The organism is Actinoallomurus sp. CA-150999, from assembly GCF_050942425.1.
GTDB lineage: Bacteria > Actinomycetota > Actinomycetes > Streptosporangiales > Streptosporangiaceae > Actinoallomurus.
In genome coordinates this window covers 1637568-1650274 of the sequence record NZ_CP192063.1, presented here as the reverse complement: position 1 = coordinate 1650274, position 12707 = coordinate 1637568, and the positions used below count along the sequence as shown (strand labels likewise).

General features: G+C 68.4%; 12 protein-coding genes. 7 read left to right on the top strand and 5 right to left on the bottom strand.

Going from position 1 to position 12707, the window contains the following annotated elements:
• Nucleotides 1-89 precede the first annotated feature (89 nt).
• Nucleotides 90-1466 carry a GH39 family glycosyl hydrolase gene (locus tag ACQP2O_RS07830; protein WP_433181266.1) on the top strand — a complete coding sequence of 459 codons (1377 nt, stop codon included), beginning with the start codon at nt 90-92 and terminating at the stop codon, nt 1464-1466.
• Between the two features lie 70 nt (nt 1467-1536).
• Here ACQP2O_RS07830 and ACQP2O_RS07825 read toward each other — a convergent pair whose 3' ends face one another.
• From ACQP2O_RS07825 to ACQP2O_RS07810, 4 genes are all read right to left on the bottom strand, one after another.
• Nucleotides 1537-2277 (bottom strand): succinate dehydrogenase/fumarate reductase iron-sulfur subunit, encoded by a 741-nt coding sequence (locus ACQP2O_RS07825; protein ID WP_433181265.1) that lies wholly within the window; start codon nt 2275-2277, stop codon nt 1537-1539.
• A complete protein-coding gene (locus tag ACQP2O_RS07820; protein WP_433181263.1) occupies nt 2277-4211 on the bottom strand; it encodes a fumarate reductase/succinate dehydrogenase flavoprotein subunit in 1935 nt (644 codons plus the stop codon). The genes ACQP2O_RS07825 and ACQP2O_RS07820 overlap by 1 nt, the downstream gene beginning before the upstream one ends.
• A 2-nt stretch (nt 4212-4213) precedes the next feature.
• Nucleotides 4214-4954 carry a succinate dehydrogenase cytochrome b subunit gene (locus ACQP2O_RS07815; RefSeq protein ID WP_433181262.1) on the bottom strand — a complete coding sequence of 247 codons (741 nt, stop codon included), beginning with the start codon at nt 4952-4954 and terminating at the stop codon, nt 4214-4216.
• A 243-nt stretch (nt 4955-5197) separates the two neighbouring features.
• Nucleotides 5198-5716 (bottom strand): hypothetical protein, encoded by a 519-nt coding sequence (locus tag ACQP2O_RS07810; protein ID WP_433181260.1) that lies wholly within the window; start codon nt 5714-5716, stop codon nt 5198-5200.
• A 254-nt stretch (nt 5717-5970) separates the two neighbouring features.
• Here ACQP2O_RS07810 and ACQP2O_RS07805 point away from each other — a divergent pair, with 254 nt between their 5' ends.
• Entirely contained in the window at nt 5971-6897 is a 927-nt protein-coding gene (locus tag ACQP2O_RS07805) for a LysR substrate-binding domain-containing protein (protein WP_360880557.1), read from the top strand.
• Nucleotides 6898-7008: 111 nt separating this feature from the next.
• Here the strand turns inward: ACQP2O_RS07805 and ACQP2O_RS07800 are convergent, their stop codons facing one another.
• Nucleotides 7009-7584 (bottom strand): hypothetical protein, encoded by a 576-nt coding sequence (locus ACQP2O_RS07800; RefSeq protein WP_433181258.1) that lies wholly within the window; start codon nt 7582-7584, stop codon nt 7009-7011.
• Between the two features lie 263 nt (nt 7585-7847).
• On the opposite strand from ACQP2O_RS07800, the gene ACQP2O_RS07795 reads away from it, so the two are divergent.
• From ACQP2O_RS07795 to ACQP2O_RS07775, 5 genes are all read left to right on the top strand, one after another.
• A complete protein-coding gene (locus ACQP2O_RS07795; RefSeq protein WP_433181257.1) occupies nt 7848-8678 on the top strand; it encodes a hypothetical protein in 831 nt (276 codons plus the stop codon).
• 12 nt (nt 8679-8690) lie between these two features.
• The gene (locus ACQP2O_RS07790) at nt 8691-10601 is read left to right on the top strand and encodes a fumarate reductase/succinate dehydrogenase flavoprotein subunit (RefSeq protein WP_433181255.1); all 1911 of its coding nucleotides are present in this window, start codon (nt 8691-8693) and stop codon (nt 10599-10601) included.
• Between the two features lies 1 nt (nt 10602).
• On the top strand, nt 10603-11373 hold the full coding sequence (locus tag ACQP2O_RS07785) for a succinate dehydrogenase/fumarate reductase iron-sulfur subunit (protein ID WP_433181253.1): 771 nt from the start codon (nt 10603-10605) through the stop codon (nt 11371-11373).
• A 617-nt stretch (nt 11374-11990) separates the two neighbouring features.
• Entirely contained in the window at nt 11991-12392 is a 402-nt protein-coding gene (locus tag ACQP2O_RS07780) for a YbaB/EbfC family nucleoid-associated protein (RefSeq protein ID WP_433190960.1), read from the top strand.
• A complete protein-coding gene (locus ACQP2O_RS07775; protein WP_433181251.1) occupies nt 12382-12705 on the top strand; it encodes a hypothetical protein in 324 nt (107 codons plus the stop codon). Before ACQP2O_RS07780 ends, ACQP2O_RS07775 begins: the two co-directional genes overlap by 11 nt.
• Nucleotides 12706-12707 lie beyond the last annotated feature (2 nt).

The window sequence follows — 12707 nt, the reverse complement described above, 5'->3', positions numbered from 1 at the left end:
GACGTCCGCGAGTGCGAGGATCACCGCGCGGAGTGGATCATCCGTCCGCCACCACTCAAGATCATTTCCCCGCCGGAGCCGGTCCACACATGAGAACGCTCAGAGCCCTGCTTTCCACCGGTGCGGTCGCCGCCGCCCTGCTGTCCGCCGCCGGCCCCGCCGACGCCGCGACGGCCAACGTCACCGTCGCCTTCGGCCAGGCGGTCCGCCCCGTACCGCCGGAGACCTTCGGCATCGACATCTCCGGGTACGGCTACGGGAACTACATCACCAATGACGCGACCCAGCGGGCCATGCTCGGCGGCGGCCGGTACGGCCTGGCGCGCATGCAGCTCGTCTACAGCGTCCCCGGCGACACCACCAGCAAGATCGTGGCCGGCGGTGACGGCGCCGACCGCGGGCCGACCGGCGACGAGTGGGTGTCATCGATCAAGGATCTCGGCTCGACGCCGATCGTGATCGCGCCCCTGGACCCGGTCGACGCCGCCGGGCTCGTCCGCCACTTCAACACGGGCGGCGCCCCGAACAAGGTCACCCGCTGGATCCTCGGCAACGAGCCCGACGGGGCCAAGATGGACGCGGCGGACTACTCCGCGAAGTTCAACGCCGCCTACGACGCGATGAAGGCCGTCGACCCGACCATCAAGGTCGGTGGACCCGCCACGGCCTACCCGAACTGGGACTTCCTCCAGACCTTCCTGGACGGCAGCGGCTCACGGACGGACTTCGTCGACTTCCACAAGTACGGCATGGGCGGCGACACGTTCCTCTGCGACGATCGGTTGCTGGCCGGCACGGTCGAGTGGGAGAACGACATCACCCGCCTCCGCAGCATGATCCAGGCGACGGTCCCGAGCCGGGCGTCGTCGATCGGCGTCGAGGTCGGTGAGATGAACTCCGACTGGAGCGTGCACACCGCGCCGAGCAGCTGCGGGAACACCGGCACCGAGCCCGTGCAGTACCGCAACGCCGCCATCTGGTGGGCCGCCAGCGCCTTCGGTCACGTCGTCGCCGCGGGCGGGACCGGCATGGCCTTCGCCGACAAGAACGGCGACCTCGGCCTGCTGTACGACCGGGCGAACGCGGACCGGCCGTCGTACGCCCAGAACGGCGCCGGCCTGGACGAGCGGATGCCGATCTACAGCGGCCTGGGCTTCTTCACCGGCCAGCAGGGCACCTCGCTGAAGCACTTCGGCACCAGTCTGGTCTCCTCGTCGACGACCCTCCCGGACGTCGAGGTGTACGCGTCGGCGGACCCGAACGTCATCGTGATCGTGAACAAGGGCACGACGAGCCGGCAGGCCGTCATCGGGGTCGACGGCGGCACCACGGCCACCGGCTTCCAGAAGGACGGCGGTTCGGTCTCCTACGCCGCGCCCGCGTCGCTCGGCTCGCTGCCCGTCCAGTCCGGGCAGATCAGCCTCACCCTGCCGGGGCCCTCGGTCACGCAGCTCGCGGTCGGCTGAATGTTCACGGCCCAAGAGGAAGGGGGGACGTACCTTCCTCCCGGGCCGTGAAGTCCGGGTCGCCGCCCGCTCAGCCGCGGACGGCCTTGAGCAGGTCGGCGTTGAGACGGGAGATCGTCTCGAACGGGATGCCCTTCGGGCAGACCGCGGTGCACTCGCCGGTGTTCGTGCAGCCGCCGAAGCCCTCGGCGTCCATCTGGTCCACCATCGCGGTGACGCGGTCGTACCGCTCCGGCTGGCCCTGCGGCAGCAGGCCCAGGTGGGTGATCTTCGCGGCGGTGAACAGCATCGCGGAGGCGTTCGGGCAGGCCGCCACGCACGCCCCGCAGCCGATGCAGGTCGCCGCGTCGAACGCGTCGTTCGCGTCCTCCTTCGGCACCGGGAGGGCCGCGGCCTCGGGCGCCGAGCCGGTCGGGGCGCTGACGTAGCCGCCGGCCTGGATGATCCGGTCGAACGCCGTCCGGTCCACCACCAGGTCCTTGATGACCGGGAACGCCCGCGCCCGCCACGGCTCGATCGTGATGACGTCGCCGTCCTCGAACTTCCGCATGTGGAGCTGGCAGGTGGTCGTCGCCTTCTCCGGGCCGTGCGGCGTGCCGTCGATCACGAGCGAGCACATGCCGCAGATGCCCTCGCGGCAGTCGTGGTCGAACGCGACCGGGTCCTCGCCCTCCAGGATCAGCCGCTCGTTGAGGACGTCGAGCATCTCCAGGAACGACATGTCCGGCGAGACGCCGTCGAGCTCGTACGAGGCCATCCGGCCCTCGTCGGCGGCGTTCTTCTGCCGCCAGATCTTCAGCGTGAGCTTCATTACTTGTACGACCTCTGGGTCATCTTGACGTACTCGTACTCGAGGTTCTCCTTGTGGAGGACGGGCGCGTGGCCCGTGTACTCCCACGCCGCCACGTAGGCGAACCTCTCGTCGTCGCGGAGCGCCTCGCCGTCGGGGGTCTGCGACTCGGCGCGGAAGTGGCCGCCGGCGGACTCCTCGCGGTGCAGGGCGTCGATGCACATCAGCTCGGCCAGCTCGAAGAAGTCGGCGATGCGGCCGGCCTTCTCGAGGTTCTGGTTGAGCTCCTCGTTCTCGCCGGGGACCTTGACGCGGGTCCAGAACTCCTGGCGGAGCTCGCGGATCCGGTCGATGGCCTTGCGCAGACCGGCGTCGGTGCGCTCCATCCCGCAGTACTCCCACATGACCGCGCCGAGCTCACGGTGGAAGGAGTCGGGGGTGCGGTCGCCGTCGATCGACAGCAGCTTCTCGATGCGGTCCGTCACCGACTCGCGGGCCTCGACGACGGCCTCGTGGTCGTCGCCGATCTTCGGCAGCGGGCCCTTGGCGAGGTAGTCGCTGATGGTGTTCGGCAGCACGAAGTAGCCGTCGGCCAGGCCCTGCATCAGCGCGGAGGCGCCGAGGCGGTTCGCGCCGTGGTCGGAGAAGTTCGCCTCACCGATCACGAACAGGCCCGGGATGGTCGACTGCAGGTCGTAGTCGACCCACAGGCCGCCCATCGTGTAGTGCACCGCCGGGTAGATGCGCATCGGCACCTCGAACGGGTCCTCGCCGGTGATGCGCTCGTACATCTCGAAGAGGTTGCCGTACTTCGCGGCGACGGCGTCCCGGCCCAGCCGCGCGATCGCGTCGGCGAAGTCCAGGTAGACGCCCAGGCCGCCGGGGCCGACGCCGCGGCCCTCGTCGCAGACGTTCTTGGCGGCGCGGGAGGCGATGTCGCGCGGCACCAGGTTGCCGAAGGACGGGTAGATGCGCTCGAGGTAGTAGTCGCGCTCGTCCTCGGGGATGTCGCCCGGCTTGCGGGTGTCGCCCTTCTTCACCGGCACCCAGACCCGGCCGTCGTTGCGCAGCGACTCCGACATCAGGGTCAGCTTCGACTGGTGCTCGCCGCTCTGCGGGATGCAGGTCGGGTGGATCTGCGTGTAGCAGGGGTTGGCGAACAGCGCGCCCTTGCGGTGCGCCCGCCACGTCGCGGTGACGTTGCAGCCCTTGGCGTTGGTCGACAGGAAGAAGACGTTGCCGTACCCGCCGGAGGCCAGCACGACCGCGTCGGCGGTGTGCGTCTCGATCTCGCCGGTGACCATGTCGCGGGCGATGATGCCCCGGGCCACACCGTCGACCATGATCAGCTCGAGCATCTCGTGCCGGGCGAACATCTCCACGGTCCCGGCGGCGACCTGCCGCTCGAGGGCCTGGTACGCGCCGAGCAGCAGCTGCTGGCCCGTCTGGCCCCGGGCGTAGAACGTCCGGGAGACCTGCACGCCGCCGAACGACCGGGTGTCCAGCAGGCCGCCGTAGTCGCGGGCGAACGGCACGCCCTGCGCCACACACTGGTCGATGATCTCGACGCTGACCTGGGCGAGGCGGTAGACGTTCGACTCGCGGGAGCGGTAGTCGCCGCCCTTGACCGTGTCGTAGAAGAGGCGCTGGATGCTGTCGCCGTCGTTGCGGTAGTTCTTCGCGGCGTTGATGCCGCCCTGCGCGGCGATGCTGTGCGCGCGCCGGGGGCTGTCCTGGTAGCAGAACGACTTGACGTGGTAGCCCAGCTCGCCGAGCGTCGCGGCGGCCGAGCCGCCCGCAAGGCCGGTGCCCACCACGATCACCGACATCTTCCGGCGGTTGGCCGGGTTGACCAGCTTGCCGCCGAAGCGGCGCTTGTCCCAGCGCTCCGCGATCGGGCCGGCGGGCGCCTTGTCGTCCTCGATCGAGGTGCCTTCGGTGAACAGTTCGCTCATGGCTACTTCACCACTCCGATCGTGACCATGACGGGAACGGACACGAAGCCGATCACCAGCAGCGCCGCGACGACGTCGGCGGCCAGGCGGACGGCGGGGTACCGGCCCCGGCGGCCCCAGCCGAGCGTCTGCACGGCGCTGAACAGGCCGTGGCGCAGGTGGAGGCCGACCAGGACGACGGCGACGACATAGAAGAGCGAGATGTACCAGCGGGAGGGGTCGAAGTCCGCGACGACCTTGTCGTACGCCTCGGCCTTCCCGCCCTTCGGGTTGACCGCGCCGAAGGTCAGGTCCAGCAGGTGCCAGATGACGAACAGCAGGATGACGATCCCGCCGTACCGCATGACGTGCGTGGCGTAGCGGTTCTCATGCGCCTTCGGCCGCGCGGCGTACCGGATGGGGCGGGCCCGGCGCGCCTGGCGGGCCAGGGAGACCGCCGCCCACATGTGCAGGATCACGGCGACGACGAGGACGACTTCCAGGATGGTCAGGAAGACGCGGTGCGGGATCGCGGGCTCGCCGATCGTGCGCAGCCAGTGGGAGTAGTGGTCGAAGTCCTGGCGGCCCAGGAAGACCTTGAGGTTGCCGATCGCGTGGGCGATGAGGAACAGGACGAGGACGGCGCCGGTCACCGCCATGACGGCCTTCTTGCCGACGGACGAGCGGTACCGCTTCAGCGGACCGGCCGCGGGCGACGGGGCCTTCGGGCGGGAGCGGGTGGCCACCGGCGTGGATCGGGTCACGGACGACACATGGCGGAAGGTATGTCCGATTCGATCGTGGCGTCCAAGACATGATGACGCTCGTTTCCATAGCCGTAGGCTATGGAGCGTGCAGCGACAGCGGCTTTCGTACTTCGTCGCCGCGGCCGAGGTGAGGCACTTCACACCAGCGGCGGGAACCCTCGTAGGGGCGGCGCGACGCGGACAGCGGGAACGGCCCGAGGGCTGGTGGGCCCCGGGCCGTTGGTGTCGTGGGCGGGTGGCTCAGCCGACGGAGACGGCGATCAGGGCGATGGCCGAGCCGGCGAAGACGGTGGTGTTGCGGATGTAGGTCTGGGCGCGGACCCAGGAGGGGAAGGCGTTCTCGGCGGCCTTGAGGAAGGGCGCGACCTGGACGCGGGCCAGTTCGGGGTCGCCCTTGCGGCGGAAGGCGGCCTGCACGGACTTGACCGCGGTGAGGTTGCTGTAGACGATCCCGGCGTTCAACAGCAGGACCAGCGAGGAGAAGATCCAGGTCAGCGGCTGGGCCAGCCCGTGGCCGGCGAGGTTGAGGACGGCGGTGGTGATCATCACCGCGGCGACGGTGGCGGGGGCCGCGGTCTCGTGGCCGCCGGCGTCGAAGCGGAGCTTGTTCTCGTCCAGGACCTCGGGCCGCACGTTCTGGCGGCGCAGCTCGGCCTGCGCGGCGGCCTTGGCTGCGGGGCCGTACCGGTGGCGGACCAGCGGGATGCTGACGAAGGCGGCGGCGACGAGCAGCTGCATGACGGCGGCGAGGGTGTTCACGGGGGTCTCCTCCGGGGCATCCGTGCGTTACTTGCACTTAGTTCAACTGGCTGACGAGGAAGACACTAACCTGCGACTTGAACTAAGTGCAAGAGCGTTCTTGAACTTAGTTAAAGAAGGTGCGCGCGGTGAGGCCACGCCACGCGACACCTCGCTGAACACACCGTGCTGCCGGTGGAGGCCGACCAGGATGACGGCGATCCTGCGGGCCGAGACATGATGACGCTCGTTTCCATAGCCGTAGGCTATGGAGCGTGCAGCTACAGCAGCTTTCGTACTTCGTCGCGGTGGCCGAGGTGCGGCACTTCACACAGGCGGCGGAAACTCTGCGCGTCGCACAGCCGTCCCTGTCCAAGCAGATCAGGACCCTGGAAGCGGAGCTGGGCGCCCCCCTGTTCAGCCGCGCCCGCGGCAACATCACGCTGACCCCGGCCGGCGAGGCGCTGCTTCCGCTCGCGCGGCGCATCCTCGCCGACGTCGAGACGGCCCGCCGGGAGGTGCAGGACCTGACGGGGCTGCGGCGCGGACGGGTGCGGCTGGGCGCGACCCCGTCCCTGTTCGCCGGGCTGCTCGCCGACGCGCTGATGCGCTTCCGCACCCGCTACCCCGGGATCGAGCTGCGCGTCGAGGAGGGCGGCTCCCGCGACCTCGTACGGGACCTGGCGCGCGGGCAGCTCGACCTGGCCCTGATCATCCTGCCGCTGCAGAGCACGGACCCGGCCCTGGAGACGACGCCGATCCTGCGCGAGGAGCTCGTCGTCGTGTCGTCGCACGCGGACGCGCCGAAGCGCTCCCGGCTGCGGATCGAGGACCTGCGGTCGCGGCCGCTGGTGATGTTCCGCCGCGGGTACGACCTGCGGGAGGCGACGCAGGCGGCCTGCCGGCAGGCGGGGTTCGAGCCGCGGTTCGCCGTCGAGGGCGGAGAGATGGACGCGGTACTGCGGTTCGTCGAGGCCGGCCTCGGCGCGGCCGTCGTGCCGTCGATGGTCCTCGCCGGACGGCCCGGCCTCGTCGGCACTCCGCTGGCCCCGCCCGGGCTGCAGCGCACGATCGCGCTGGCCCACCGCAAGGACGTCGACCCGACACACGCCGCGCGGGCGTTCCGCGAGACGCTGCTCGGCTTCCTGCGCGACGCCGAGGCCGGCGACGCGCTGCCGCCGGGCGTCCAGCGGCTCGACTAACGACCCGCCCGTACGCTCGTCATCTCGACCAACAGCCCGCCCGCGCGTTCGTCATCTCAACGGCTCGTCCGCGAGCGCGTCATCTCGATCGACGGCCCGCCCGCACGCTCGTCATCTGAGGACTTCGACGTGCGGGGCGAACTCGCGGAGCGCCCGGACCAGCCGGCGGCGGCCGATCCGCCAGCCGCCGAGGCGGGTGGAGACCAGGCGCGGGAGATCCTCGTCCGGCGGCGCGTACCCGAGCAGCGCCACGGCGCCATGGCCGGTGGAGCCGCCTTCGGCCGCGTGGAACTCGATCGCCGCGACGTCGTCCCAGGAGAACCACTCGCCCTTGGCGCGGTTCCCGGAGGGGCACCAGTAGACGCCGTCGCGCGCGATGGCGAACGCCACCCGGCCCCGTACGACACGGCGCAGGTAGACGGCCGCGAGCACGAAGAGGGCGATACCGGCGAGCGGCATCAGGCAGCGGGCCACGAAGTTGATCCAGTCGTCGACGCCCGGATGGACGGCCGGCCGCCAGCGCTCGTTCCCCGGGCGCCGCAGCTCGACGATCAGGAATCCCGCGACGAGGGCCGCGCCCACGAGCGTGGGGACGAGTGGGCTCCACCACGCGTAGCGCACGACGTACGCGCCCTGGCCGAAGCTCGACCGTGTGCGCTGACCCGTCCCGCGTGACCGCTGTCCCATGCGGCGATCCTAGCCTCGCGAGCCACAATCGGGCACTAGCGCATCAACCACTCATTAGATACCATAATTCGCATATGTCGATTTACGGTACATTAGGCGCATTATTTGCCCTGTTACTCACTGGTAAGTGGGCAGTTTCACATTGCGTGTTCGCGCCTCGTATCTTGCTCGTGACAACTCCCTAATAACGTAGTGCGCCCGCAGAGGAGAGGCTGGAGTATAAGCGGCCCTCCCAGGCGATGTGCCTTCGATGGAGACTCCGGATGACGCAGACGACGGTTGACGCGCCGGCCAAGGATCGGGCCCAGATCCCGGCGCGCACCCTACGCACGGACCGCTACTGGACCAGCCCCCTGATCACGTTCATCGTGTTCACGGCGTGGGTGATCTACGCGACCGTGCGATCGATGATGGGCAGTAGTTTCTGGGTCGAGAAGTACCACTACCTGACGCCGTTCTACTCACCGTGCGTCAGCAAGGCGTGCCCGGCAGGTGCCGCGGACTTCGGCAGGTTCGTCCCTGCCCACCTGCCGTTCTTCATCCCGTACGCCTTGATCTCGCTGCCGTTCCTGCTCGGGTTCCGGCTGACCTGCTATTACTACCGCAAGTCGTACTACCGGGCGTTCTGGCTCACGCCGTCGGCGTGCGCGGTCCCGGACAAGAGCCCGGCCCGCAAGACCCCGGGCGCCTACTCCGGCGAGACGCGCCTCCCGCTCATCCTGCAGAACGCCCACCGTTACTTCTGGGTGATCGCCGCACTGATCTCCGTCGTCAACACCTGGGACGCGATCAACGCCTTCCACGGCAAGGACGGCGGCTTCGGCATCGGGCTCGGCACCATCATCCTGTGGGTCAACGTGATCATGCTGTGGGCCTACACCCTGTCCTGCCACTCGTGCCGGCACGTCATGGGCGGGCGCCTGAAGAACTTCTCCAAGCACCCCGTCCGCTACTGGCTCTGGACGCAGATCAGCAGGCTGAACACCCGGCACGGGCAGTTCGCCCTGATCACGCTCGGCACGCTCGCGGTGGCCGACGCGTACGTCGCGCTCGTGGCGCACGGATCATTCTCCGACCTGCGGATCTTCAACTAAGGACGACCACAAGTGACTGACATCGAGAGGCTGCAGTACGACGTCGTCGTCATCGGCGCCGGCGGCGCCGGGCTGCGCGCCGCGATCGAGGCGCGGCTGCAGGGCAAGAAGACCGCGATCATCTCCAAGTCGCTGTTCGGCAAGGCCCACACGGTCATGGCCGAGGGCGGCGCCGCGGCGGCCATGGGCAACGTCAACTCCAAGGACAACTGGCAGGTCCACTACCGCGACACCATGCGCGGCGGGAAGTTCCTCAACAACTGGCGCATGGCCGAGCTGCACGCCAAGGAGGCTCCCGACCGCATCTGGGAGCTGGAGGCCTGGGGCGCGCTGTTCGACCGCACCAAGGAAGGCAAGATCAGCCAGCGCAACTTCGGCGGGCACGAGTACCCGCGCCTGGCGCACGTCGGCGACCGCACCGGCCTCGAGCTGATCCGCACCTGCCAGCAGAAGATCGTCGCCCTCCAGCAGAAGGACCACCGGGAGCTCGGCGACTACGACGCCCGACTCAAGGTCTTCGCCGAGACGACCATCACCCGGCTCCTCAAGGACGAGGAGGGCAAGATCTGCGGCGCGTTCGGCTACATCCGCGAGACCGGGAAGTTCGTGGTCTTCGAAGCCCCCGCCGTGGTGCTGGCCACCGGCGGCATCGGCAAGTCGTTCAAGGTGACCTCCAACTCCTGGGAGTACACCGGGGACGGCCACGCGCTCGCCCTGCTCGCCGGGGCCTCGCTGATCAACATGGAGTTCGTGCAGTTCCACCCGACCGGCATGGTCTGGCCACCGTCGGTCAAGGGCATCCTCGTCACCGAGTCCGTTCGCGGCGACGGCGGCGTGCTGAAGAACTCCGACGGCAAGCGGTTCATGTTCGAGTACATCCCGGACGTCTTCAAGGACAAGTACGCGACGTCGGAGGAAGAGGGCGACCGCTGGTACGAGGACCCGGACAACAACCGGCGCCCGCCCGAGCTGCTGCCCCGTGACGAGGTCGCCCGCGCGATCAACTCCGAGGTGAAGGCCGGCCGCGGATCCCCGCACGGCGGCGTCTTCCTCGACATCGCCTCCCGGCTCAAGCCCGAACAGATCATCAAGCGGCTGCCGTCGATGCACCACCAGTTCAAGGAGCTGGCCGACGTCGACATCACGGCCGAGCCCATGGAGGTCGGGCCGACCTGCCACTACGTCATGGGCGGCGTCGAGGTCGACCCCGACACGGGCGCCGCGCTCGTGCCCGGCCTGTTCGCGGCCGGCGAGGTCTCCGGCGGCATGCACGGGTCCAACCGCCTCGGCGGCAACTCCCTGTCCGACCTGCTCGTCTTCGGACGCCGGGCCGGCCTGGGCGCCTCCGAGTACGCCTCCGAGACCACCGTGTCGGTGCCCGAGTCCGAGGTCGAGGCCGCGATCGCCGAGGCCCTGGAGCCGTACGAGCGCGAGACCGGGGAGAACCCCTACGCGGTCCACCAGGAGCTCCAGCAGACCATGAACGACCTCGTCGGCATCATCCGCCGCGAGGAGGAGCTCGAGCAGGCCATCGAGGCGCTCGGCAAGCTCCGCGAGCGGGTGAACAACGTCGCGGTCGCGCCCTCGGCCGGCGCTACGGTCACGGAGGGGCAGGGCCCCGCCTACCACCCCGGCTGGCACCTCGCCCTCGACCTGCGCAACATGCTGATCGTCTCGGAGTGCGTGGCCCGCGCCGCCCTCGAACGCCAGGAGAGCCGCGGCGGCCACACCCGCGACGACTACCCGAAGATGTCCGCCGACTGGCGCAAGCTCAACCTCGTGTGCCGCCTCACCGACGGCAACGTCGAGCTCAAGCGCCAGGACATGGAGCCGATGCGTGAGGACCTCCTCTCGCTCTTCGAACTCGACGAGCTGAAGAAGTACCTGACCGAGGGCGAGCTCCCCGCTGAGGAGAAGAACTGAGATGGGCTACAAGGCGAAGTTCCGGGTCTGGCGCGGCGACGCCGGCGAGGGCGAGCTCAAGGACTACACCGTCGAGGTCAACGAGGGCGAGGTCGTCCTCGACGTCATCCACCGGCTGCAGGCCACCGAGGCGCCCGACCTGGCCGTCCGCTGGAACTGCAAGGCCGGCAAGTGCGGTTCCTGTTCCGCGGAGATCAACGGCCGGCCGCGGCTGCTGTGCATGACGCGAATGTCGACGTTCACCGAGGACGAGACCGTCACGGTCACGCCGATGCGCACGTTCCCCGTCATCCGCGACCTGGTCACCGACGTCTCGTACAACTACGAGAAGGCCCGCGAGGTCCCCGCCTTCGACGGCGGCGAGGTCGAGCCCGGTGAGTTCCGGATGCAGCAGGTGGACGTCGAGCGCTCGCAGGAGTTCCGCAAGTGCATCGAATGCTTCCTGTGCAACAACACCTGCCACGTCATCCGCGACCACGAGGAGAACAAAGAGCACTTCTCCGGCCCGCGCTTCCTCATGCGGGTCGCGGAACTGGAGATGCACCCCGCCGACGTCGCCGACCGCCGGCAGATCGCCCAGGACGACTTCGGGCTCGGCTACTGCAACATCACCAAGTGCTGCACCGAGGTCTGCCCCGAACACATCAAGATCACCGATAACGCACTCATCCCCATGAAGGAGCGCGTCGTCGGCCGCCGCTACGACCCCCTGGTCTGGCTCGGCTCCAAGATCGGCGTCGTAAAGCGCACCAAGGAGACCCCGAAGGCCTGACCGTCTCGGTGCCTCGACCTCGCGAAACCACACGGGGCCGAGGCACCATCAGGTCGAAGCACAAACGCGAAGACTCGGTTCAGGTATCGGTGCGGCCGATGGCCATGGCGGTGTTGCCGAGCCGCGGGCCAGGTAGGGGTCGCCGTGGCCGGTGGCGTTCTTGCCCTTCTTCTTCCCGGCGGACTCCTTCACCAGCAGCGTGAACTTGGCCCAGGACGCCAGGTGCCCGGCGGTCGGGAAGACAACCTGATCTTGGACACCCTCGCTGCGTTCGCACATCAAGATCCCTTGGAATAAATCATTTAGTGGGTTCTGGCGGCACGAGATACGGCTGGCTCGGTCGGCCAACGGAACGCGGCCAGGACGAGGCGGTGTTTCCCGCTCCGAACGTTGCGCCCGTCGGCCTGGCGGCGGGCTGGATCCTCGCGAGGCTCGCTGAACACTCCATATAGGAGGTTCCGGAGGTGTCCGCAACCCGGGCGCTTGCAGCTATTGCAGGCTCGCCGTTATGGTCAGTGCTACTTTATCATCCGCATGAATCGTGGGGGCGCCTGGTGACCGGGGATACGTTCGATGCTGCGAGTCTTGACCTGTTGTTCGAGGACACGCGGCGCGTGATGGCAGGACTGGCATCGCCTAGGCCCTCCGGTGGCCGCTCGAAAGGCAGAAAGCCTGCCGAACCATTGCGGGGTCGTGGTAGGGCGGCCGACGGGAAGGTCGCTGCGGTGGTAGTCGCCGGTGGCCGGGTGGAGAAACTCCATGTGGACCCGCAATTGATGCGGCTCGGGTCTGAGGAGTTGTGCGGCCTGATCACGAAGGCCGTGAATGCCGCGATGAGTAACCTGCGGGCCAAGACAGCCAAGGCCGGTGCAGGGACGATGGATCCGGGTGCTTTGGCAAGTGCGCTCGAGATCTTGCAGGCCGAGTCTGTTCGGCAGATGAATCGGATCAGCCAAGGGGTTGCTGAGACGGTTGCGAAGATCCAGGAAGCGGCCGATGGAGCGAGCAGTGACCGATGATGGGATCAAAATTCAGTCGGGATCATTGCGGCGGGCGGCGTCGGATCTTCATCGGGCGGGCGAGTCGCTGGATAAAGAATGGAAATCTTTTCAGGCCCAAGCGAAGGATTTGAAGTACGGCTCGACCGATATGGTCGGATCGTTGATTGGGGCCTCTTATGAGGCGGTGATTTCCTGGGCGCACACGTCATACGATTCGGCGGTTAAAGCATTCGTATCGTTCGGGAAGGCGGTCGATGTAATGGCTGCTCGCTACGACGGTGCGGAGAATGCGGGAGTTGCTGCAGCGAAGCGTGTAGGTGAGGATCTGTAGGC